The following is a 23,682-nucleotide window of genomic DNA, read 5'->3' on the forward strand; positions in this document are numbered from 1 at the left end:
TTCGTAGCCCAACGCAGCCTCGTGCCTCGACAGCTGCTACAGGGTTTCATCGTTCTGCAGATCGTGTCATTTCACACTAACAAGAGGTCCCATGCCCAACCGCCCGCCTCTCGACGCTGTCACCGCCCGCTGGGTGCCGTGGGTCGTCGCCATCGCGTTCTTCATGCAATCCCTCGACGGGACCATCCTCAACACCGCCCTGCCCGCCATGGCCCGAGATCTCGCCGAAGATCCGCTGCGCATGCAGGGCGTGATCATTGCCTACATGCTCACCGTCGCGCTGCTGATCCCCGCCTCGGGCTGGATCGCCGACCGTTTCGGCACCAAGAAAATCTTCTTCGGCGCCATCCTTCTCTTCAGCCTCGGCTCGCTACTCTGTGCGTTGTCGAGCACCCTGAGCATGCTGATCGGCGCCCGGGTGATTCAGGGCCTGGGCGGCGCGCTGATGCTGCCGGTCGGGCGATTGGTGGTGCTGCGCGCCTACCCGCGCTCGGAGCTGGTGCGGATCATGGGCTTCATTACCATACCCGGTCTGCTTGGCCCATTGATCGGCCCGACCATGGGCGGCTGGATGGTCGAATACCTGACCTGGCACTGGATATTCCTGATCAACCTGCCGGTGGGCGCTGTCGGTTGCTACGCCGTGTGGAGGTTCATCCCCGACCTGCGTGGCAGCGAACGCACGCGTTTCGACAGCCTCGGCTTTTTGCTGTTTGGTGCGGCGATGGTGCTGATCACCGTCGCCATGGAAGGCCTCGGCGAACTGCACCTGCCGCACTTGCGCGTGATGTTGTTGCTGTTCGGTGGCATGGCGTGTCTGGCGGCGTATTGGTTACGCGCCGGACACATCGATAATCCGCTGTTCGCGCCGTCGCTGTTCAAGACCCGGACGTTTGCCGTGGGCATTCTCGGCAACCTGTTCGCCCGCCTGGGCAGCGGCGCCTTGCCGTTCCTCGTGCCATTGCTGCTTCAAGTGGCGTTGGGTTACTCACCGTCCCAGGCCGGGATGAGCATGTTGCCGCTGGCGGCTGCGGCGATGGTTGCCAAATCGGTGGCACGGCCGCTGATTGAACGCCTGGGCTATCGCATCGTCCTCACCGGCAACACCCTGGCGCTGGGGCTGATGCTGGCGAGCATGGGCCTGGTCAGCGAACAGACGCCGTACTGGCTGCTGCTGGGGATGCTGGCAATTCTCGGCGCGATCAACTCCTTGCAGTTCACTGCAATGAACACCGTGACCCTGATCGACCTCGACGACGCCAGCGCCAGCAGCGGCAACAGCCTGCTGTCGGTGGTTGCGCAATTGTCCCTGAGCCTTGGCGTTGCCTGCGCTGGCGCGCTGCTTGGCGGCTTTACCGCAGAGATCGGAAATGATGGTGTGGACACGGTGCTGGGCGCGTTCCAGCTGACATTTGTGACGGTCGGAATCATGGCAATGCTGGCCGCGACGATCTTCTCGCAGCTTTCACCGAAGGATGGTCGACGGACGGTCAGCCGCGAGCACGATATAGAGCACTGACTTGTAGCAGCTGCCGAGGCACGAGGCTGCGTTGCGTGTCCGCAGGACCGCCCTCGGGGGCCGCTTCGCAGCCCAACGCAGCCTCGTGCCTCGACAGCTGCTACGGCTACTCGTCCAGAAGTTGCAGGTGGAGCGCGCGGGACTGATACACTGCGCGACATTTTGTTTTGCAGGCCAGTCCCGTGACCACCATCGCCACCGCTTTTAATACTTTGCCGCTGTCCGCCGCCATGCTGGCTAACCTCGACTCCCTCGGTTATGCCCAGATGACGCCGATCCAGGCGCAAAGCTTGCCGGTGATCCTCAAGGGGATGGACCTGATCGCCCAGGCCAAGACCGGCAGCGGCAAGACCGCGGCCTTCGGTATCGGCCTGCTGAACCCGATCAATCCGCGCTTCTTCGGTTGCCAGGCGCTGGTCATCTGCCCGACGCGTGAGCTGGCCGACCAGGTCGCCAAGGAACTCCGTCGTCTGGCCCGCGCCGAGGACAACATCAAGATCCTGACCCTGTGCGGCGGCGTGTCCTTCGGCCCACAGATCGGCTCTCTGGAGCACGGCGCGCACATCATCGTCGGCACCCCGGGCCGCCTGCAGCAACATTTGCGCAAAGGTTCGCTGGTGCTCCACGGCCTGAACACGCTGATCCTCGACGAAGCCGACCGCATGCTCGACATGGGTTTCTACGATTCCATCGAAGAAATCATCGCCCAGTGCCCGGAGCGTCGCCAGACCCTGCTGTTCTCCGCCACGTACCCGACGGGCATCAAGCAGTTGGCCGCGAAGTTCATGCGCAACCCTCAGATCGTGAAGGCCGAGGCGTTCCATGACGACACGCAGATCGAGCAGCGTTTCTACGAAATTTCCCCGGAAGAGCGCATGGACGCCGTGGTCAAAGTCCTCGCGCATCATCGTCCGGCCTCCTGCGTGGCCTTCTGCTTCACCAAGCAGCAAGTTCAGGAAACCGTCGATCACCTGACCTCCAAAGGCATCTCCGCTGTCGGCCTGCACGGCGATCTGGAACAGCGTGACCGTGACCAGGTACTGGCCATGTTCGCCAACCGCAGTACTTCGGTACTCGTTGCCACCGACGTCGCCGCTCGCGGTCTGGACATCGATGCGCTGGACATGGTGATCAACGTCGAACTGGCCCGTGACTCGGAAATCCACATCCACCGTGTCGGCCGTACCGGTCGCGCTGGCGAGAAAGGCATCGCGATCAGCCTGGTCGCACCGTCCGAAGCCCACCGCGCCCAAGCCATCGAGCAACTGCAGAATTCGCCGTTGAGCTGGGATCAGCTGGACAACCTCAAGTCCCAGGGCGGCGCACCGCTGCTGCCGGTGATGAGCACGCTGGTCATCGGCGCTGGCCGTAAAGACAAGGTTCGCCCGGGTGACATTCTCGGCGCACTGACCGGCGATGCCGGTATTCCGGGCGCTCAGGTCGGCAAGATCGCCATTTTCGACTTCCAGGCGTATGTGGCTGTGGAACGCGGGATCGCCAAGCAAGCCTTGCAGCGCCTGAACGACGGCAAGATCAAAGGTCGTTCGCTGCGCGTTCGTATCCTTTAAGAACGCCGCGACCCCTGTGGGAGCTGGCCTGCCAGCGATGGCATCGACTCGGTCTGACTGGTAAACCGATTCGATGCCATCGCCGGCAGGCCAGCTCCCACATTTGATTGCATTCCAGATCAGCTCTTGTGTGAGGACACCGTTTTGCGCTCTACCGAAGTCGTGATCATTGGCGCTGGCGCCGCAGGGTTGATGTGTGCGCTGACCGCCGCCGGGCGTGGGCGCAAAGTGATGCTGCTCGACCATGCGAACAAGGCTGGCAAGAAAATCCTGATGTCGGGCGGTGGCCGCTGCAATTTCACCAACATGTACACCGAACCGGGCAATTTCCTCTCGCAGAACGAACATTTCTGCAAATCCGCACTGGCGCGCTACACCCAGTGGGATTTCATCGGCATGGTCGCCAAGCACGGCGTGCCGTACCACGAGAAGAAACTCGGCCAGTTGTTCTGCGATAACAAATCCAGCGACATCCTCGAGATGCTGCTCAATGAGTGCGATCAGGTTGGCGTGAGCTTGCACCTGGACACCTCGATCCAGACCATCGAAAAGCTGGAAAGCGGTTACTTGCTGGACACCACGCTGGGCCAGATCACCTGTGAATCCTTGGTGATCGCCACCGGCGGCCTGTCGATCCCGACTCTGGGTGCGACCGGTTTCGGTTATCAGGTTGCCAGGCAATTCGGCCACGAACTGTTGCCGACCCGCGCTGGCCTGGTGCCGTTCACCATCACCGATCAGCTCAAGGAACTGTGCACCGAGCTGTCCGGCACCTCGGTGGATTGCCTGGTGAGCTGCAACGACCAGAGCTTTCGCGAGAACATCCTCTTCACCCACCGCGGTCTCAGCGGTCCGGCGATTTTGCAGATTTCCTCGTTCTGGGAATCCGGCGACACGGTTGAGATCAACCTGATGCCGGACCACGACGTGCCGACCTGGCTGCAACAGCAGCAAGCCGAACGCCCGAACAGCGAGTTGAAAACCCTGCTGGGGGAAATCTTCACCAAGAAGATGGCCAACCTGCTGGCGGACAACTGGTTCGTCTCCAAACCGATGAAGCAGTACACCCACGCAGAAATTGCCGACATCGGCGAAAAACTGGCGAGCTGGAAAGTGGTGCCTGCGGGCACTGAAGGCTATCGCACCGCTGAAGTGACATTGGGCGGCGTCGATACCAACGAGGTGTCGTCCAAGACCATGGAATCGCTGAAAAGCCCGGGCCTGTACTTCATCGGCGAAGTGCTCGACGTCACCGGCCACCTGGGCGGCTTCAACTTCCAATGGGCCTGGGCCTCGGGTTACGCCGCCGCGCAATACGTCTGACCCTGCACCACCCATGTAGGAGTGAGCCTGCTCGCGATTGCGGTCTGACAGACAACATCAATGTTGAATGTTCCGGCCTCATCGCGAGCAGGCTCGCTCCTACAGGTTTTTTGGTTGACCACAAAATAGTGATCGACGCAGGTCCATTGTGGGAGCGGGCTTGCTCGCGAAAGCGGTGTCACAGTCAACTGAGATGTTGAATGTAATGGCCTCTTCGCGAGCAAGCCCGCTCCCACATAGGTGATGTGGTGGTCGTTAAAGGAACAGATTTTGCTGTCAGATGTGATCGACGCCATTGCGTCGGCGTCATTACTGGCTCAATTTAGCGGCATTGCCTCGGAAGGCCTTCGCACTTCATGTCATCGACCTCATTTCGTCAGTCTCTGCGCCGTCTTTGGGCGCTGGATAAATTCAGCTACAGCGTGCGGGTGTTCATCGCCCTGACCGGCAGCATGGCCGTCTGTTGGTATCAGGATGAAATGGGGCTGCTGATCCCGTTGTTCCTGGGGATTATCGCCAGCGCCCTGGCCGAGACCGATGACAGTTGGCAGGGCCGCCTCAACGCGCTGGCCGTGACGCTGGTGTGCTTCAGCGTCGCCGCGCTTTCCGTCGAATTGCTCTTCCCCTACCCCATCATTTTCATCATCGCCCTCGCGTTGGCCAGTTTCGGCCTGACCATGCTCGGCGCCCTCGGCGAACGCTATGGAGCGATTGCCTCGGCGACGTTGATTCTGTCGGTCTACACCATGATCGGTGTGGACCAGCGCGGCGGCGCGGTCACTGATTTCTGGCACGAACCGGTGTTGCTGGTGGCCGGCGCCGCCTGGTATGGCTTGCTCTCGGTGCTGTGGCAGGCGATGTTTTCCAACCAGCCGGTGCAGCAGAGCCTGGCGCGGTTATTCCGTGAATTGGGTTATTACCTGAAACTCAAAGCCTCGCTGTTCGAGCCGATCCGGCAGATGGACGTTGAAGCGCGCCGCCTGGAACTGGCCCAGCAAAATGGTCGCGTGGTGGCGGCTCTCAATGCCGCCAAGGAAATCATCCTGCACCGGGTCGGCAACGGTCGCCCGGGCTCGAAGGTCAGCCGTTACCTCAAGCTGTACTTCCTCGCCCAGGACATCCACGAGCGCGCCAGCTCTTCGCACTACCCTTACAACGCGCTGGCCGAGGCGTTCTTCCACAGCGACGTGCTGTTCCGCTGTCAGCGCCTGCTGCGTCAACAAGGCAAAGCCTGCCGGGCGCTGGCCGAGTCGATCCAGATGCGTCAGCCGTTCATCTATGACGCCAGCTTCGCCGAAGCGTTGAGCGACCTGCACGCCTCCATCGAACACCTGCGCACACAGAGCAACCCAGCCTGGCGCGGCTTGCTGCGTTCCTTGCGGGCGCTGGCAGCCAACCTCGGCACCCTCGACCGCTTGCTCAGCGACGCCAGCAACCCCGACGCCCTGGCCGACGCCACCGACAGCAGTCTGCTCGACCGCTCGCCGCGCAACCTCAAGGATGTGTGGATTCGCTTGCGCACGCAGCTGACGCCGACCTCGCTGCTGTTCCGTCATGCACTGCGCCTGCCCCTGGCGCTGAGCATCGGCTACGGCATGGTGCATTTGATTCACCCGTCCCAGGGTTACTGGATCATCCTCACCACGCTCTTCGTCTGCCAGCCGAACTACGGCGCCACCCGGCGCAAACTCGGGCAACGGATCATCGGCACCGCGATTGGCCTGACGGTGGCGTGGGCGCTGTTCGATCTGTTCCCCAATCCGCTGGTCCAGTCGTGCTTCGCGATTGCCGCCGGGGTGGTGTTCTTTATCAACCGCACCACTCGCTACACCCTGGCCACCGCCGCGATCACCCTGATGGTGCTGTTCTGCTTCAATCAGGTCGGGGATGGTTATGGGCTATTCCTGCCGCGACTGTTCGATACCTTGCTCGGCAGCCTGATCGCCGGGCTGGCGGTGTTCCTGTTCCTGCCCGACTGGCAAGGCAGACGCCTGAACAAGGTGCTGGCCAACACCCTGACCTGCAACAGCATTTACCTGCGCCAGATCATGCAGCAATACGCCGCCGGCAAGAGCGACGACCTGGCCTATCGCCTGGCCCGACGCAACGCGCACAACGCTGACGCGGCATTGTCGACGACGCTGGCCAACATGCTCATGGAGCCGGGGCATTTCCGTAAGGAGGCGGATGTCGGGTTTCGCTTCCTGGTGTTGTCGCACACCTTGCTCAGCTACTTGTCAGGATTGGGGGCGCACCGTGAAACCCAGTTACCGGCGGATGTGCGCGAGCATTTGATTGACGGCGCGGGCGTGAGCCTCGCCGCCAGCATCGACGAGATCGCCCAAGGGTTGGCGAGCAAACAGCCGATTGCGATTCAAAGCGATGCGGAAGAGGCGCTGGCCAATCAGTTGGAGCAGATGCCGGACGAGATCGATGAGGGACAGCGGCTGGTGCAGACGCAGTTGGCGTTGATTTGCCGGCAGTTGGGGCCGTTGCGGACGCTGGCGGCGCATCTCATCAAGGACACCAGCGAGGCCTGAGAATCTGTGGTGACTGGTCTGACGTCATCGCGGGCAAGCCCGGCTCCCACAGGATTTGCGCCCACCTGTGGGAGCCGGGCTTGCCCGCGATGGGGCCATCAGCCGCACCACAAATCTTCGACTCTACATCCCATGCTGCTTCATCAACCGCTCATAACTCCCATCAGCCTTCATCTCCGCAATCTCGCGATCGAAACTGGCGACGATTTGCTCATGCTGTGGATTCTTCAGGCTGACCAGGATGTGCAGGCTGTTCTCGCTCAGCGGTTTGGGCAGGAACTCCACTGAATTGCGCACCGTGGAAGATTCCCGAGCCAGGTAATAACGGGCGACGTATTCGTCTTCCAGCGTCAACTTGACCCGGTCCGCCGCGACCATGCGCACGGCCATGGCGAAGTTATGCACAGGGACTTTCTGCAGCGACACGTCTTCGTCAAATTCCGACGAATAGGCATAACCGCGCACCACCGCAATCGGATAGGTGTGCAGTTGCTGCAGATTGCTGAACTCGATGGGCGCGTCCTTGCGCTTGAGAAAGCGCACGCGATTGATCAGGTATTCCCCGGAGAACTGGCCCAGTTTGGTGCGATCATCGGTGTACCAGGCGTTGACCAGCACGTCATAACGGCCTTCGCCGACACCGAGCAACGCTCGCGCCCACGGAACCTGTTCGAAATCACTGGCGTACCCGGCCCGAGCCAGTGCGGTGCTGACGATGTCCGTGGCCAGACCGCCATTGACCAACGTGGCGTCTGTAAACGGCGGCCAGGCGTCGGCAACCAGACGCAGCTTTTCTGCTGCCGAACTCTGTGTCAGCAACAGCAGCACGATCAAAGCACAAGCTCGATGCAATCGCGGCATGCCAGAAATCCTTAGCGGGCGCGTTGCCCGGCGTGTTTTTCAGTCAAAACTCCAAGACTCATGTACCGACCAGCCAGGTACTCAACATTAGCTCATTGGAGCCACTGCACAGCGCTTCATCGCAGATTACACAAAGAAGACAACGCCGCGCGAAATGAATGATGGCATTTTGGCCTTTGTCACAGATTTCTCCGCCATAAAGACATATATCGCCAGGACGCTTAGTATCTGAACGACGTTGCTCAAGGAAAGTGAAGATGACAATTGATTGGGTCTGCAAACACCACAGCGATCTGGGGAAAGAGCAGCTGTACGCCATTCTGCAGTTGCGCGCGGAAGTGTTCGTCGTCGAACAGAAATGCGCTTATCAGGATGTCGATGGCCAGGATCTGGAAGGTGACACCTGCCATTTGATGGCGTGGGACGGGGATCGGCTGGTGGCCTATCTGCGCCTGCTCGACCCGGAAACGCAGGGCGGCGACGTGGTGATCGGGCGGGTGATCATTGCAACTGGCGCCCGTGGCACCGGGCTTGGGCATGAATTGATGGCCCAGGCGTTGAAGCAGGCGGAGAAGCATTGGCCGGAAATGCCGATTTATCTCTCGGCACAATCGCATTTGCAGGGATATTACGGGCGGTACGGGTTTGTGGTGGCGGGCGAGGAGTTTCTGGAGGATGACATTCCGCATATCGGGATGCGTCGCCCGTAATGATCGTTCCCACGCTCTGCGTGGGAATGCCTCAATGGACGCTCTGCGTCCGCTATTGGGACGCGAAGCGTCCCGGGCTGCATTCCCACGCGGAGCGTGGGAACGATCAGAGGCGAGAACTAGGGATATTCCAGAACCGCTTTAATCTGCCGCAAATTGCGCTCGATCCACCCCCGATCAATCGCCCCCCACTCGCGAATCCGATAGCGCCCCGCATGGTTACGTGCGCCCTCTTCCTGTTCGAACTCGCAAATAATGTCCAGGTCCGCCAGCGCCGCAATTGTGTCCTGCGCTGTGCGCCGGGGCATGCCGGTCATTTCGGTCAGGGCCGGGACGCTGCTGGCCAGCCCACTGTCGATGAGATACGCCACGTACAAACGGCGGTAGAAACTGGTCTTGGTCTTGCTCACATCCACCTGTGCACTCCTTGTTATTTTTATTGCATATCCCGCCACGTCAGGTACACCCGCAGATCAAACTCCACTTGGTGATACCCCGGCAACATGTGTTCGCAGAGTTTGTAGAACGCCTTGTTGTGATCCGATTCCTTAAAGTGCGCCAGCTCATGCACCACGATCATTTTCAGAAACCCGGAAGGCGCTTCCTTGAACAACGAGGCCACGCGGATTTCCTTCTTGGACTTGAGCTTGCCGCCCTGCACCCGCGAGATCGTCGTGTGCAAACCGAGGGCACGATGGGTCAGGTCGAGGCGGTTGTCGAACAGCACCTTGTCGATGGCCGGCGCATTGCGCAGGTATTCCTGCTTGAGGTCCAGCGCGTAGGTGTACAGCGCCTTGTCGCTCTGCAGCGCGTGTTTTTCCGGGTAGCGCTGGCTCAGGTAGTCGCCCAGCCGATCTTCGACGATCAACTGGCGGACCTGGTCTTGCAACGCAGCGGGATAGGCCTGGAGGTATTTCAACGCGGTCATCGGGGGCGGCAACACAATCACGGGAAAGGTGGCCAGTGTAGCGAATTCAGCGGCTCAACGCGCTCCAGTCAAACGGCGCCACAAAGTCGCCGGCGTCCTCGGCCATCATCGGCCGCCCCACCAGAAAACCTTGCACATACTGGCAACCATTGGCTTGCAGCCATTCATATTGCGCAACGGTTTCAACCCCTTCGGCAATCACCAGCATCCCGTATTGCCTGCACAGGTCGATCACATTGCGCACCAGCGCCGCATCCCGTTCGGACTCCGGCAATCGGGCGATCAGATGCCGATCGAGCTTGAGCGTGTCCAGCTCCAGGTCACGCAGATGCGCCAGTGAGCAAGGCCCGGAGCCGAAGTCATCCAGCGCGACCCGCACCCCGAGATTGCGTAGCAGGCGCAGTGTCTTGCGGGTTTCTTCGGGGTTTTGCATCAACGCTTCTTCCGTCACTTCGACTTCCAGATGACGCGGCTGCAAACCGTGACGTTCCAGCACCTGGCGCAATTCAGTGACCAGATTAGGCATGCCGAACTGAGTGCTGCTCAAACTGACGCCCAGCACCAGATCCTCGGCAAACAAGGTTTCCCAGGCTTTGCGCTGGCCGGCCCCACGGTGGTAAATCCAGCTGCCCAGCCGACTGATCAGCCGCGCCTCTTCCAGCAATGGCAAAAACAGCCCCGGCGGTACGTCGCCGACACTCGGGTGCTGCCAGCGCAACAGCGCCTCAAAGCCACGAATCTGCCCGCTGTTGATCGCCACCTGCGGCTGATACACGAGGTTGAAATCACGGTTCTCAATGGCGGCGCGCACGCTTTCTTCGAGCATCAGCCGCGAGCGTGCCCGTCCATTCATGTCGTGATCGTAAAAACGGTATTGCTGCCGGCCGGCACGTTTCGCTTCGTACATGGCAATGTCCGATGCACGCAGTAAACCATCGAGATTCGAACCGCAATCCGGGTAAGTGGCGATGCCAATGCTGGCGCCCAACGCGATATCCAGACCATCAATCTGCTGACAGATCGACACCCGCTCAATGAGCTTCTCGGCAATCTTCGCCGCTTGTTCCGGGAATTCCAGATCCAGCAGCGCCGTGAACTCGTCGCCGCCCATGCGCGCCAGAATGTCGAAGGGCCGCAGGCAGGCTTTCAATTGCTCGGACACCCAGCGCAGCACCCGGTCGCCGGCATCGTGACCGAGGGAGTCGTTGACGCGCTTGAAGCCATCGAGGTCCAGATACAACAACACCCAGGCGCTGTCGGACCGTTCGCCGCGCAGCAGCAGATTTTCAACCGTCTGGTAGAAACCACGGCGGTTGAGCAACCCGGTCAGCGGATCCGTCACCGCCTGAAATTCCAGTTGCTGATGCAGATGGCGCACCACCGACATGTCCAGCACCGTCACCACCATCGCATGCTGTTCGCTGGGCAATGGCGCGCAAGACAGCGCCACCGGCACTTGTTGGCCGGGCGCCGTTCGCAGCAGTGCGTCGTGCAGGCGCAGGGTTTCGCCGCGTTTGTAACCGGTGTAAAGGTCAGAATCCGCCCAGACCGGGATATGCGGCTTTTGCAGGAAGTCCAGAAACTCCCTGCCTTGCAGGTCCTGCACCGTGGCATTGAGCAGTCGCGACATCGCCGGGTTGGCAAAGCGGATCAGACCGTCCTCACCCACCACCAGAATGCCTTCGGCGGCGTTGTCCAGCACCGAGGCATTAAACGCGCGAGCGACCTCCAGATCGCGGCTCAGGCGCTGCAACGCACGGCGATTGCGCTGATGCTCGAGCAGAGCCTGCACTTTTGGCTTGAGAATTTGCGGGTCGAACGGCTTGAACAGGTAATCCACCGCACCGCTGGCATAGCCCTTGATCACGGCGTCCTGGGACTGCTCGTTGGCGGTGAGGAAAATAATCGGGGTGAGCGCGGTTCGCTGACTGCCGCGCATCAGGCGCGCCACTTCAAAACCGTCCATGCCCGGCATCTGCACATCCAGCAGCACCAGGTCGACGTCGTGCTCGAGTAAAAGACTGAGGGCTTCAAAGCCGGAAGCCGCGGTAATCACCTGCCAATCCTGGCGCTGGAGCAACGCGCGCATGCTGATCAGGTTTTCAGGGTAATCATCGACGATTAAAAGGATCGAGCTGCCTTCAGCTGGCGTGGGTTGCGCGCATTCCATGCTGCTTCTCTTATTCGGGGCGTCAGGCCGGTTTCTCGTGAAAACCGGACAAATACTGAGCCTTCACTCTAGACCGGGATCCACAAAAGCAGAAGCTGCGAGTGCGCCATCATTTAACCATCACGTACATTTGCCGACTAACGGTCGCTTCTACAGCCCCCTGAAACCGGGAAAGATGGCCTTTTAACAGGATTTTGACGCCATCCGTTTGTCATTTACGCATTAACAAATTGAACTTCTGCGCTTATAAGGATTGCCCCCAAGGCGCGTGCCAGAGCTTCTGGCACGCGCGTGCAGTAAAAAATTTGTGGAAGCTTTTGACTATGATCGATCTCGCAACCTGGAACCTGAGTGTTCCCGTTGGTAATCCGCCGTACACCGTTGACACCCCCAAACTGGTGAAAGGCTTCAAGGATCAATACTTCCACTCCGACACCGGCACCCTGTTTTTCTGGTCACCGGTTACCGGCTCCAAAACTGAAAATGCAAAATACCCCCGCACCGAACTTCGCGAAACCTACAGCAATGGCACCCTGAAAAACTGGCTCTACCCGGACGCCGATAACTCCCTGCGCGCCACCCTCGCGGTCAACCAGGTACCCAGTTCAGGCAAAATCGTCATCGGCCAGATCCACGCCTATGAAAGCCAGAAACCCATGGTGAAACTCGAGTATCAGTACAAGACCAGTACGCAGTCGGGCAACATCGTCGCCAAGGTGCGCATGCGCCCGGATGACGGCGAAGGTCGGGTCATCACCATCGCCACCGGGGTGAAACTTGACCGGGAGTTTTCCTACCTCATTCACCTGAGTCCGGGCGGCGCGCTGGGCATCAGTGCGGCGGGTTACCAATGGGACACCGATATCAGCGCGACCTGGCGCGACAAGCCGCTGTATTTCAAGGCCGGGGTATATGTGCAGGACCACACCGGGTACACCAGCGAAGGCGGGAAAGTGACGTTCAGCAAGCTGGATATTGATCACGATAAGTAATCCCCCGCTCCGATCGTTCCCACGTCGAGGCGTCGAACCGTCCGCGTGGTAACGCATCCCGGGACGCTCCGCGTCCCACTCTCCAAGAACACCGTAAATCCTGTAGCAGCTGCCGAGCAACGCGAGGCTGCGTCCGAGGACAAAGTCCTCGCAAGCCCGATGAAGCCGGTCTACCTGAATAAATGCGTTGCCTGATTTACGACTGCTGCGCAGCCGAACGCAGCCTCGCAAGCTCGACAGCTGCTACGAAATACCGCGCCCACAAAATCCGTAGGACGCCTCCCATTGTGGCGAGGGGGTTTACCCCCGTTGGGATGCGAAGCATCCCCAAACCCTGCCACCTCATTCCTACAGACACACCCAAGCGCCCAATTCATGACGGCTGCGCCGCCGAACGGGAGCAAGCTCCCTCGCCACAATGACCGCGCTACGGTCCTACACCCCGGTTGCAGCCATCAAAGTCGCCGCTTATAGTTCGCCCCGTCGCTGACAGCAGTCGGTGACAGGGTTTCGCAGCCCTAATGACACGAGTAGCTCTCCTTTCAGATTCGAGGAAGATTTACTTATGACAATGAACAATCCGCCCCGCCGCTTCATACCCATGTCCCAACTCGCCACCGACTACCCCGTCGTGCTCATCGACAGCGACGCCCCGCTACGCGAACTCCACAACTGCGTCAGCGAACGCCTCAATGCCGTTCTCAAATATTTGAATCTGATGGTCTGCACCAACCTACCGGACTATGCGGAGAACGACATCAACACCGTTACCAACATTGCCCGGATCATGGTGCAAGACATTGCCGATGTGTTTGGGGTGATTGAGCAGCGTGGGTTCGATACGAATAAAGCCCAATAGTCAATTTTCAGGCGATAGAAACCCGCATTTATGCGGGTTTTTTATTCGTACCGTTAATTTCACTCGCCAGTAAAGTTTGTTTTCTTATAACAAAACAATATTAACAACTGTCAACTCTTACAGGTGACCGCACTCATCCTTCAACCTACCCTCATCAAGGCACCCCAAAAAACGCAGGGAGAGCACGCGCATGACAATCTCAATAGATATGAGCCGTACAGGTAATTATGCTGACGGCGAATATACCGTCACAGGAAGCACCGAAAGGCAAACCACTGTATATCTACATGAGACGGGTAGAGGTGGGGAGTACGCAAGAGTCTTTACCAGAAATGGGGATTTTGCTTTTACAATAAATGGCTTACCGGGTGATCTGCATAGCCTTGCCATACGCACGAGCGGTGATAACGGCCAGACATTCTCACAATGGTTTCAATTATTAAATCTGACCGTAGCCTACTCAGACAAAGGCCAACAAGGATGAGTTATTCAAAGAGGCCTTTCAAAGAGGCCTTTGACAAAGGGTGACAAAGGGGGACACCCATTAGCCTTGATTTGAGACCGGCTAATGGGTGTCCCCTTTTAATTACCTTTTAATTACCTTTTAATTATTGACGGGTAATCCTTTGAAGAGGGGGGGCGATTAAATCCGCCCCCTTTCTTTCTCTTCTTCCAGTTAGCTACTTTCACTATCGCAAAAAAGTATTAAAAACTGTCGACTATTACAGGTACCTATACAAGACTCACCACCTATCCTTCTCCACGCAATAGGAAACAGTGAAACAGTGGAAATAATTCCGTCTTCTTTCCGCTACCAGCCTTATTAACTTGTAATGGAATACTTAAAATGACCATTAAAGAAATATCTGAATTTAGCCCCGGGGAATTAGTCAACTTCGAACTCGAGGATGGCACAACGTTACAGGGAGCGATAGTATCCATTGAGGAACAGCTAGGCATTCTTATTATCAAGATTTCTGATGGAAGCGTTAAGAATGTTAACCATCGCACTATAAAGTCGAGCTACCCTGTAAGCTCTTCCAAAACAGGCATGACCCAGTTCTATGGGACAAGAGAGCCTGGTGGAGGTAGAAACCGCAAATAGCACTAAAGGCGACAGATTTATTTACCCCACCAAAAAACCCGCCTCTCGGCGGGTTTTTTATGCAACTCAAACGCTGAAGTCTTAGTTAACCTTAGCGTTCAACTCACCCTTCAAGTAACGCTGATACATCGCTTCCAACGAGATCGGCTTGATCTTCGAAGCATTCCCCGCAGTACCAAACGCTTCATAACGAGCAATACAAACATCACGCATCGCCGTCACAGTCGCACCAAAGAACTTACGCGGATCAAACTCGCTAGGGTTGGTAGCCATCAACCGACGCATCGCACCCGTCGAAGCCAAACGCAGGTCAGTATCAATATTGACCTTACGCACACCATGCTTGATGCCTTCCACAATCTCTTCAACCGGCACGCCATAGGTTTCTTTGATGTCGCCGCCGTACTGGTTGATGATCGCCAGCCAGTCTTGCGGAACCGAAGACGAACCGTGCATCACCAGGTGGGTGTTCGGAATGCGTTTGTGGATTTCTTTGATGCGGTCGATGGCCAGCACGTCGCCGGTAGGCGGCTTGGTGAACTTGTACGCGCCGTGGCTGGTGCCGATGGCGATGGCCAGGGCATCAACCTGAGTGCGTTTGACGAAGTCAGCGGCTTCTTCCGGGTCGGTCAGCATTTGGCTGTGGTCCAGAACGCCTTCGGCGCCGATGCCGTCTTCTTCACCGGCCATGCCGGTTTCCAGCGAACCCAGGCAGCCCAGCTCGCCTTCTACCGAGACGCCGCAGGCGTGAGCCAGGGCGACGGTTTGTTGGGTAACGCGGATGTTGTAATCGTAGTCGGTCGGGGTCTTGCCGTCTTCGCCCAGGGAGCCGTCCATCATGACCGAGCTGAAGCCCAGTTGGATGGAGCGCTGGCAGACGTCAGGGCTGGTGCCGTGGTCCTGGTGCATGCACACCGGGATGTGCGGGAATTCTTCGATTGCCGCCAGGATCAGGTGACGCAGGAACGGTGCGCCGGCGTATTTGCGAGCACCGGCCGAAGCCTGGACGATCACCGGGGAGTCAGTCTTGTCAGCGGCTTCCATGATGGCGCGCATCTGCTCAAGGTTGTTGACGTTGAAGGCTGGAACGCCGTAGCCGAACTCGGCTGCGTGGTCCAGCATCTGGCGCATGCTGATAAGTGCCATTGTGTGTGTGTCTCCCGGTTTGGGTCGTTAATCGTGCCAGCCTGCCGTAGCGGCGGCGGCTATTCAAGTTATTGCAGATCGGGGGTTGGCCCGGGCTGCGAATTCGGTATTACAAAATCCTGAGAACCTACACAGATCCCTGTGGGAGCGGCGGTGCGGCGATCCGACTTGCTCGCGAATGCGGTTTCACATTCAACATTTATGCAAACTGAACCACCGCTTTCGCGAGCAAGCCCGCTCCCACATTTGGATCTGCTCCCACATTAGGTCCGTGGTGTTTCAATTACTGCGCCTTACAACCGCGGCCAATCAAATCATTGGTGGCGACCCAGTAAACCAGGCCTTCCTCACCTTTTACGTGAAACGCCAGCATGTCGTTGCTGTACAGCGAACCTTCGGCGCCCGGTTCAAGCTTCAAACGGTAGACCTGATCGGCCCCGCCGAGGCGCACGTCGACTTCCTTGCGGCTGTCGTCGGTGTAGCGCCAGAGTACTTTGGCCTGGCTGTCGCAGGTCCAGGTAGTCCAGTTGTCCGTGGATTCGGCAGGCGTGAACAGGTTGAAATTCGAGCAACCTGCCAGCAATGCCAACGCCGTAACGGCGATAAAACCTTTCATCCATGTTCCTCGACTGACGGCGCACGCGGCCAGCCTTGAGTAAAGTGTCTGACCCGTCAAGGGCAACCATGTTCCTTGGCCGGTGTCTGGGTCTCGTATTTCTCCAGGCCATCAGGCCCGGAACGCTTGTTGATCACCGGGTTGGTTTCCGCTTGCCAGTCGGCCTGATAGCAGCCTTTTTCCACCGACTGCGGCGCAGGCTCCGGCTTGGCTTTCGGGTTACTCCCGCAAGCCACCAGCATACCCGCAGCGATCAACAGCGCTAACGGCTTGACCATGAGAACACTCCTTTGCGCGGTCAAATGAACGACCTCAGGCCTTGGCCCGGCTTTCCAGGACTTCAACGGCCGGCAGAACCTTGCCTTCGACGAATTCGAGGAATGCACCGCCGCCGGTAGAAATGTAGGAGATCTGATCGGCAACGCCATATTTATCGATGGCGGCCAGGGTGTCGCCGCCGCCCGCGATCGAGAATGCCGAGCTGTCCGCGATGGCCTGGGCCAGGACTTTGGTGCCGTTACCGAACTGGTCGAACTCGAACACGCCGACCGGGCCGTTCCACAAGATGGTCTTGGACGATTTCAGCAACTCGGCAAAATTCGCCGCGGTCTGTGGGCCGATGTCCAGAATCATGTCGTCTGCGGCCACATCAGCGATCAGCTTGACGGTAGCGGTCGCGCTTTCAGCGAATTCCTTGGCAACCACGACGTCGACCGGCAGTGGCACGCTGACTTTGGCGGCGATTTCACGAGCGGTGTCCAGCAGGTCCGGTTCGTACAGGGACTTGCCGACCGGGTGACCGGCAGCGGCCAGGAAGGTGTTGGCAATGCCGCCGCCGACGATCAGCTGGTTGCAGATCTGGCTCAGGCTGTTCAGTACGTCGAGTTTGGTCGACACCTTGGAGCCGGCAACGATGGCAGCCATCGGCTGAGCCGGGGCGCCGAGGGCTTTGCCCAGTGCATCCAGTTCAGCGGCCAGCAGCGGGCCAGCGGCAGCGACTTTGGCGAACTTGGCCACGCCGTGGGTCGAGCCCTCGGCACGGTGAGCGGTGCCGAAGGCGTCCATCACAAATACATCGCACAGGGCGGCGTATTGCTGGGCCAGTTCGTCAGCGTTCTTTTTCTCGCCTTTGTTGAAGCGCACGTTTTCGAACAGCACGATGTCGCCGGCCTTGACGTCAACGCCGCCCAGGTAATCGGCGACCAGCGGCACTTCGCGGCCCAAGGCCTTGCTCAGGTAGTCAGCGACAGGCTTGAGGCTGTTCTCGGCCGAGAACTCGCCTTCGGTCGGACGGCCAAGGTGCGAGCAGACCATCACGGCCGCGCCTTTTTCCAGGGCCAGCTTGATGGTCGGCAGCGAAGCCAGGATACGCGCATCGCTGGTGACAACACCGTCCTTGACCGGGACGTTGAGGTCTTCGCGGATCAGTACGCGCTTACCTTGCAGATCGAGGTCGGTCATCTTCAACACGGTCATGGGTCGCATTTCCTACTGTTTTGGAGAGGCTGCTGTTTGCAGATAATGCTCTGCAACGTCCAGCATTCGGTTGGCAAAACCCCATTCGTTGTCGAACCAGGCCAAGATGTTCACCAGCCGTGGGCCGGAAACTCGGGTCTGACTGGCATCGACGATGGCCGAATGTGGGTCATGATTGAAATCACAGCTTGCATGGGGTAATTCGGTGTAGGCCAGAAGACCTTTGAGCGGGCCGCTGGTGGCAGCCTCGCGCAGAATCCGGTTGACCTCGGTGGCGTCGGTGTCGCTGACGGTCTGCATCGTAATGTCGAGGCAAGACACGTTAACCGTCGGCACCCGCACGGCTTTGGCCTGAATTCGCCCGGCAAGTTCCGGCAGCAGGCGTTCGATGCCACGCGCCAGACCAGTGGACACCGGAATCACCGACTGGAACGCCGAACGCGTGCGGCGCAGGTCCTCGTGATGATAGGCGTCGATGACCGGTTGATCGTTCATTGCCGAGTGGATGGTGGTGATCGACACGTATTCCAGACCAATGGCCTGATCCAGCAGGCGCAACAGCGGCACGCCGCAGTTGGTGGTACAGGACGCGTTGGACACCAGCAACTCGTCGCCGGTCAGGCAATCCTGGTTCACGCCGTAGACGATGGTGGCGTCGACATCCGCCTCGCTGGCCATCGGCTGGGAAAACAGCACCCGTGGCGCGCCGGCGTCGAGGAACCGCTGGCCATCGGCACGCGTGTGATAAGCGCCGGAGCACTCCAGCACCAGATCGACGCCCAGGGACGCCCAATCGATGCCTTCGGGGGTGGCACTGCGCAGGACCTTCACGCAGTCGCCATTAATATGCAGACAATCGCCGTCGACCTTCACTTCACCGGGAAAACGCCCGTGAGTGGAGTCGAAGCGTGTCAGGTATTCGATGCTGGCCATGTCAGCCAGATCGTTGATCGCGACAATTTCAAACCCAGCCGTCGAGCCTCGCTCGAACAACGCACGCAAGACGCAACGACCAATCCGGCCGTAGCCGTTGAGTGCAACTTTGTAAGGACGCGGTTGAGGCATGGGGTTCTCGATAGACGCAGGCAGACGAATTCTCTTTAACAACACACTTCCCTGTAGGAGCTGTCGAGTGAAACGAGGCTGCGATCTTTTGATCTTGATCTTTTTGAAAGCAAGATCAAAAGATCGCAGCCTCGTTTCACTCGACAGCTCCTACAAGGGAGCGCGGTGGTCATAAACCACCGCGTAGTGCTTTAGTCTTCCAGCAACTCTTCAGCCTGACCCAGGATGTTTTCCAGGGTGAAGCCGAACTCTTCGAACAAGGCTGGCGCAGGCGCCGACTCGCCGAAGGTGGTCATGCCGATCACGCGGCCTTCCAGGCCCACGTATTTGTACCAAAAGTCCGCGTGAGCGGCTTCGATAGCGATACGGGCGCTGACCTGCAACGGCAAAACTGCTTGCTTGTAGCCGGCGTCCTGAGCATCGAACACGCTGGTGCAAGGCATCGAAACAACGCGCACTTTACGACCTTGCTCGGTCAGCTTGTCGTAAGCCTGAACCGCCAGGCCAACTTCCGAACCGGTGGAGATCAGGATCAGCTCAGGCTCGCCTTCGCAGTCCTTCAACACGTAACCGCCACGGGCAATGTCGGCGATCTGCAGTGCGCTGCGTTCCTGATGCTGCAGGTTCTGACGCGAGAAGATCAGCGCCGAAGGGCCGTCCTTTCGTTCGATGGCTTCTTTCCAGCAAACCGCCGATTCAACGGCATCGGCTGGACGCCAGGTGTCGAGGTTCGGCGTGCTGCGCAGGCTGGTCAGTTGCTCGATCGGCTGGTGAGTCGGGCCGTCTTCGCCCAGGCCGATGGAGTCGTGGGTGTAGACGAACACCACGCGCTTCTTCATCAGCGAGGCCATGCGCACCGCGTTGCGGGCGTATTCCATGAACATCAGGAAAGTCGCGCCGTAAGGCACCAGACCGCCATGCAAAGCCACGCCGTTCATGATCGCGCTCATGCCGAATTCACGAACGCCGTAGTACATGTAGTTGCCGCTGGCGTCTTCAGCCGAAACACCTTTGCAACCTTTCCACAGGGTCAGGTTGGAACCGGCCAGGTCAGCGGAGCCGCCCAGCAGTTCAGGCAACAGCGGGCCGTAGGCATTCAGTGCGTTCTGGCTGGCTTTACGGCTGGCGATGGTTTCGCCTTTGGCCGCGACTTCAGCAATATAAGCCGAGGCTTTTTCGGCGAAGTCTTCCGGCAGATCGCCGCCCAGACGACGGACCAGTTCGTTGGCCAGCTCTGGGAAAGCAGCGGAGTAGGCAGCGAAACGCTGATCCCACTCGGCTTCGGCCGCGCGGCCGGCTTCCTTGGCGTCCCACTCGGCGTAGATGTCAGCCGGGATTTCGAACGGACCGTGGTTCCATTTCAGTGCAGCGCGGGTCAGAGCGATTTCCGCGTCACCCAACGGGGCGCCGTGGCAGTCTTCTTTACCTTGCTTGTTCGGCGAACCGAAACCGATGGTGGTCTTGCAGCAGATCAGGGTTGGCTGATCGCTTTTGCGCGCGGTCTCGATGGCGGTCTTGATCTCTTCCGGATCGTGACCGTCGACGTTGCGGATCACCTGCCAGTTGTAGGCTTCGAAACGCTTAGGCGTGTCGTCGGTGAACCAGCCTTCGACTTCGCCATCGATGGAGATGCCGTTGTCGTCGTAGAAGGCGATCAGTTTGCCCAGGCCCAAAGTACCGGCCAGGGAGCCGACTTCGTGGGAAATGCCTTCCATCATGCAGCCATCACCCAGAAACACATAGGTATGGTGATCGACAACGTTGTGGCCAGGACGGTTGAACTGCGCCGCCAGGACTTTTTCAGCCAGGGCGAAACCTACGGCGTTGGCCAGGCCTTGGCCCAGTGGACCGGTGGTGGTTTCAACGCCTGGGGTGTAGCCGAATTCCGGGTGACCCGGGGTACGGCTGTGCAGTTGGCGGAAGCTTTTCAGGTCATCGATCGACAGGTCATAGCCGGTCAGGTGCAGCAGCGAGTAGATCAACATCGAGCCGTGACCGTTGGACAGCACGAAGCGGTCACGGTCGGCGAACGATGGATTGCTCGGGTTGTGCTTCAGGTAGTCACGCCAAAGTACTTCGGCGATATCCGCCATACCCATCGGGGCACCGGGATGGCCGCTGTTGGCTTTTTGCACGGCATCCATGCTGAGGGCACGAATGGCGTTGGCACGCTCACGACGGCTGGGCATCGCTGATCTCCTAGGGTTTGAATAAAACGAAACGGAAAAAAGGCGAGCATTTTCCCTCACCCACCCGCCTCGGGGCAATGACAGATAGTCATCTGGAGGCGTTTTTCCAATTGTTAACAGCGGTTTCGACTGATGAAACCTTTCTGCAGTTCGTTTGTTGACTGAACCTAACGTCTGGAAGTGCCATCTATCGACCAATATCAAAACTTTTTGATATTGCCCTTGCGATGATTTCTGCCCGTCACTAGACTGCTGGCCTTATGAATTTACGCGTGCCTTCCATTCGACATGACGATTGCGATGAGCTGGCGGCCTTGTGCAAGGCCGGCGGCGATCCTCTGCGGCTGAATGTATTGCGCGCGCTGGCCAACGATTCGTTTGGTGTACTGGAACTGGCGCAGATCTTCGGGATGGGTCAGTCCGGCATGAGTCACCACCTCAAGGTATTGGCCCAGGCCGACCTGGTGGCGACTCGCCGTGAAGGCAACGCGATTTTCTACCGTCGCGCCCTGCCCCACACCGATCTGCTGGGCGGCAAGCTGCACGCTGCGCTGCTGGAAGAAGTGGACAACCTGACCCTGCCGGCTGATGTGCAGTCGCGGATCGCTCAGGTCCATGGGCAACGAGCGGCGGCCAGCCAGGACTTTTTCTCACGGGTCGCGGAGAAGTTTCGCGCCCAGCAAGACTTGATCGCCGGCCTGCCGCAATACCGCGAAAGCGTGGTGGCGTTGCTCGACAAGTTGAGTTTCGGTGACGGCGCGACGGCCATCGAAGTCGGCCCCGGCGACGGTGAGTTCCTGCCGGAACTGGCGCGCCGTTTCACCCAGGTCACGGCGCTGGACAACAGCCCGGCGATGCTCGATCTGGCGCGTCAGGTCTGCGAACGTGAAACGCTGGCTAACGTCAGCCTGCAACTGGCCGATGCATTGAATGGCGTCAGCCTCAAGGCCGATTGCGTTGTGCTGAATATGGTGCTTCACCATTTCGCCGCGCCGGCCGAAGCGCTCAAGCACATGGCCGACTTGCTGCAACCGGGCGGTAGCCTGCTCGTGACAGAGTTATGTAGCCACAACCAGAGTTGGGCCAGGGAGGCCTGCGGTGATCTGTGGTTGGGGTTTGAACAGGACGATTTGGCCCGTTGGGCCACCGCTGCGGGACTCGTTCCCGGGGAAAGCCTCTATGTAGGCTTACGTAATGGTTTCCAGATCCAGGTCCGCCATTTTCAGCGACCGGCTGGCGACACTCACCATCGGTAAATTCAGGAAAAAATCGAGATGAGCGAATACTCCCTCTTCACCTCCGAGTCCGTGTCCGAAGGGCATCCGGACAAAATCGCCGACCAGATTTCCGATGCGGTGCTGGACGCCATCATTGCTGAAGACAAGTTCGCCCGTGTGGCGTGCGAGACGCTGGTCAAAACCGGCGTGGCAATCATTGCAGGTGAAGTCACCACGTCGGCTTGGGTCGACCTGGAAGAAATCGTGCGTAACGTCATTCTGGACATCGGCTACAACAGCTCCGATGTCGGCTTTGACGGTGCCACTTGCGGCGTGATGAACATCATCGGCAAGCAGTCCCCTGACATCAACCAGGGTGTCGACCGCGCCAAGCCTGAAGATCAGGGCGCCGGCGACCAGGGCCTGATGTTCGGCTACGCCAGCAACGAAACCGACGTGCTGATGCCAGCACCGATCACCTTCTCGCACCAGCTGGTGCAGCGCCAGGCCGAAGCCCGTAAATCCGGCCTGCTGCCTTGGCTGCGCCCGGACGCCAAGTCGCAAGTGACTTGCCGTTACGAAGGCGGCAAGGTTGTCGGTATCGACGCCGTTGTTCTGTCGACCCAGCACAACCCTGAAGTATCGTACAAAGACCTGCGCGAAGGCGTGATGGAGCTGATCGTCAAGCACGTGCTGCCTGCCGAACTGCTGACCAAAGACACCCAGTTCCACATCAACCCGACTGGCCAGTTCATCATCGGCGGCCCGGTTGGCGACTGCGGCCTGACCGGTCGCAAGATCATCGTCGACAGCTACGGCGGCATGGCCCGTCACGGCGGCGGCGCGTTCTCCGGTAAAGATCCATCGAAGGTTGACCGTTCGGCGGCCTACGCCGGTCGTTACGTGGCCAAGAACATCGTTGCTGCCGGCCTGGCCGAGCGTTGCGAGATCCAGGTTTCCTACGCGATCGGTGTTGCCCAGCCGACTTCGATCTCGTTGAACACCTTCGGCACCGGCAAAATCAGCGACGACAAGATCGTCAAACTGGTTCGCGAAATTTTCGACCTGCGTCCATACGCGATCACCACCATGCTCGACCTGCTGCACCCGATGTACCAGGAAACCGCTGCGTACGGCCACTTCGGTCGCACCCCGGCGACCAAGACTGTGGGCGAAGACACTTTCACCACCTTCACCTGGGAAAAGACCGACCGCGCCGACGACCTGCGTACTGCAGCCGGCCTGTAAGACTTTCCTGGCGGTACCAAAAGCCCCGCACGGTTCGCCGTGCGGGGCTTTTTATTGCGCGCAATTCGATAGAACGCAGCTACAGAGATTCCTGTAGCAGCTGTCGAGTGAAACGAGGCTGCGTTCTTTTGTCTTGAAACACACCGAAAA

The 23,682-nt window shown here is 59.0% G+C and carries 20 protein-coding genes; 10 read left to right on the forward strand and 10 right to left on the reverse strand.

Annotated elements, in window-relative coordinates; translation table 11 throughout:
* Positions 1-91: 91 nt before the first annotated feature.
* The 4 genes from mdtD to yccS all read left to right on the forward strand — a co-directional run bounded on the left by mdtD (position 92) and on the right by yccS (position 6,950).
* Positions 92-1,519: a multidrug transporter subunit MdtD gene (gene mdtD / locus ACA072_RS26960; protein WP_497621694.1), complete on the forward strand. Its 1,428-nt coding sequence runs from the start codon at positions 92-94 to the stop codon at positions 1,517-1,519.
* A 182-nt stretch (positions 1,520-1,701) separates the two neighbouring features.
* Complete coding sequence (gene dbpA / locus ACA072_RS26965; protein ID WP_129440455.1) at positions 1,702-3,087, forward strand: ATP-dependent RNA helicase DbpA; 1,386 nt, start codon at positions 1,702-1,704, stop codon at positions 3,085-3,087.
* A gap of 144 nt (positions 3,088-3,231) precedes the next feature.
* A complete protein-coding gene (locus tag ACA072_RS26970; protein WP_497621696.1) occupies positions 3,232-4,410 on the forward strand; it encodes a BaiN/RdsA family NAD(P)/FAD-dependent oxidoreductase in 1,179 nt (392 codons plus the stop codon).
* 356 nt (positions 4,411-4,766) lie between these two features.
* Complete coding sequence (gene yccS / locus ACA072_RS26975) at positions 4,767-6,950, forward strand: YccS family putative transporter (RefSeq protein WP_497621698.1); 2,184 nt, start codon at positions 4,767-4,769, stop codon at positions 6,948-6,950.
* Between the two features lie 123 nt (positions 6,951-7,073).
* On the opposite strand, the gene ACA072_RS26980 is transcribed toward yccS, so the two are convergent.
* On the reverse strand, positions 7,074-7,811 hold the full coding sequence (locus ACA072_RS26980) for a substrate-binding periplasmic protein (protein ID WP_497621699.1): 738 nt from the start codon (positions 7,809-7,811) through the stop codon (positions 7,074-7,076).
* Between the two features lie 257 nt (positions 7,812-8,068).
* On the opposite strand from ACA072_RS26980, the gene ACA072_RS26985 reads away from it, so the two are divergent.
* Positions 8,069-8,521, forward strand: coding sequence for a GNAT family N-acetyltransferase (locus ACA072_RS26985; protein ID WP_497621701.1), 453 nt, complete (start codon positions 8,069-8,071; stop codon positions 8,519-8,521).
* A 119-nt stretch (positions 8,522-8,640) separates the two neighbouring features.
* Here the strand turns inward: ACA072_RS26985 and ACA072_RS26990 are convergent, their stop codons facing one another.
* The 3 genes from ACA072_RS26990 to ACA072_RS27000 are packed head-to-tail and all read right to left on the reverse strand — an operon-like array spanning position 8,641 to position 11,619.
* Entirely contained in the window at positions 8,641-8,937 is a 297-nt protein-coding gene (locus tag ACA072_RS26990; protein ID WP_497621703.1) for a winged helix-turn-helix domain-containing protein, read from the reverse strand.
* 20 nt (positions 8,938-8,957) lie between these two features.
* Positions 8,958-9,449 carry a M48 metallopeptidase family protein gene (locus ACA072_RS26995; protein ID WP_497621705.1) on the reverse strand — a complete coding sequence of 164 codons (492 nt, stop codon included), beginning with the start codon at positions 9,447-9,449 and terminating at the stop codon, positions 8,958-8,960.
* Positions 9,450-9,495: 46 nt separating this feature from the next.
* Positions 9,496-11,619, reverse strand: a complete 2,124-nt coding sequence (locus ACA072_RS27000) for a putative bifunctional diguanylate cyclase/phosphodiesterase (protein WP_497621707.1) — start codon at positions 11,617-11,619, stop codon at positions 9,496-9,498.
* Between the two features lie 323 nt (positions 11,620-11,942).
* On the opposite strand from ACA072_RS27000, the gene ACA072_RS27005 reads away from it, so the two are divergent.
* The 3 genes from ACA072_RS27005 (at position 11,943) to ACA072_RS27015 (ending at position 14,575) form a co-directional block, all read left to right on the forward strand.
* Positions 11,943-12,611, forward strand: coding sequence for a polysaccharide lyase family 7 protein (locus tag ACA072_RS27005; protein ID WP_497621708.1), 669 nt, complete (start codon positions 11,943-11,945; stop codon positions 12,609-12,611).
* Positions 12,612-13,176: 565 nt separating this feature from the next.
* Positions 13,177-13,470, forward strand: a complete 294-nt coding sequence (locus ACA072_RS27010; RefSeq protein WP_497621710.1) for a fructose-bisphosphate aldolase — start codon at positions 13,177-13,179, stop codon at positions 13,468-13,470.
* 847 nt (positions 13,471-14,317) lie between these two features.
* Positions 14,318-14,575: a hypothetical protein gene (locus ACA072_RS27015; RefSeq protein WP_497621711.1), complete on the forward strand. Its 258-nt coding sequence runs from the start codon at positions 14,318-14,320 to the stop codon at positions 14,573-14,575.
* Between the two features lie 81 nt (positions 14,576-14,656).
* Here the strand turns inward: ACA072_RS27015 and fba are convergent, their stop codons facing one another.
* From fba to tkt, 6 genes are all read right to left on the reverse strand, one after another.
* Positions 14,657-15,721 (reverse strand): class II fructose-bisphosphate aldolase, encoded by a 1,065-nt coding sequence (fba, locus tag ACA072_RS27020; protein WP_046045276.1) that lies wholly within the window; start codon positions 15,719-15,721, stop codon positions 14,657-14,659.
* Positions 15,722-16,004: 283 nt separating this feature from the next.
* Positions 16,005-16,337 carry an MliC family protein gene (locus tag ACA072_RS27025; RefSeq protein WP_497621713.1) on the reverse strand — a complete coding sequence of 111 codons (333 nt, stop codon included), beginning with the start codon at positions 16,335-16,337 and terminating at the stop codon, positions 16,005-16,007.
* Positions 16,338-16,393: 56 nt separating this feature from the next.
* A complete protein-coding gene (locus ACA072_RS27030) occupies positions 16,394-16,615 on the reverse strand; it encodes a hypothetical protein (RefSeq protein WP_010466937.1) in 222 nt (73 codons plus the stop codon).
* A 34-nt stretch (positions 16,616-16,649) separates the two neighbouring features.
* A complete protein-coding gene (locus ACA072_RS27035; RefSeq protein ID WP_497621715.1) occupies positions 16,650-17,813 on the reverse strand; it encodes a phosphoglycerate kinase in 1,164 nt (387 codons plus the stop codon).
* Between the two features lie 12 nt (positions 17,814-17,825).
* Positions 17,826-18,878 carry an erythrose-4-phosphate dehydrogenase gene (epd, locus tag ACA072_RS27040; RefSeq protein ID WP_497449266.1) on the reverse strand — a complete coding sequence of 351 codons (1,053 nt, stop codon included), beginning with the start codon at positions 18,876-18,878 and terminating at the stop codon, positions 17,826-17,828.
* A gap of 191 nt (positions 18,879-19,069) precedes the next feature.
* Entirely contained in the window at positions 19,070-21,067 is a 1,998-nt protein-coding gene (tkt, locus tag ACA072_RS27045; RefSeq protein ID WP_438658960.1) for a transketolase, read from the reverse strand.
* A 260-nt stretch (positions 21,068-21,327) separates the two neighbouring features.
* Between tkt and ACA072_RS27050 the strand changes: the two genes are divergently transcribed.
* Positions 21,328-22,323: an ArsR/SmtB family transcription factor gene (locus ACA072_RS27050; protein WP_497621718.1), complete on the forward strand. Its 996-nt coding sequence runs from the start codon at positions 21,328-21,330 to the stop codon at positions 22,321-22,323.
* A gap of 18 nt (positions 22,324-22,341) precedes the next feature.
* A complete protein-coding gene (gene metK, locus ACA072_RS27055; protein ID WP_010466931.1) occupies positions 22,342-23,532 on the forward strand; it encodes a methionine adenosyltransferase in 1,191 nt (396 codons plus the stop codon).
* Positions 23,533-23,682 lie beyond the last annotated feature (150 nt).

The sequence above is a fragment of the Pseudomonas sp. LBUM1656 genome (genome assembly GCF_059716065.1).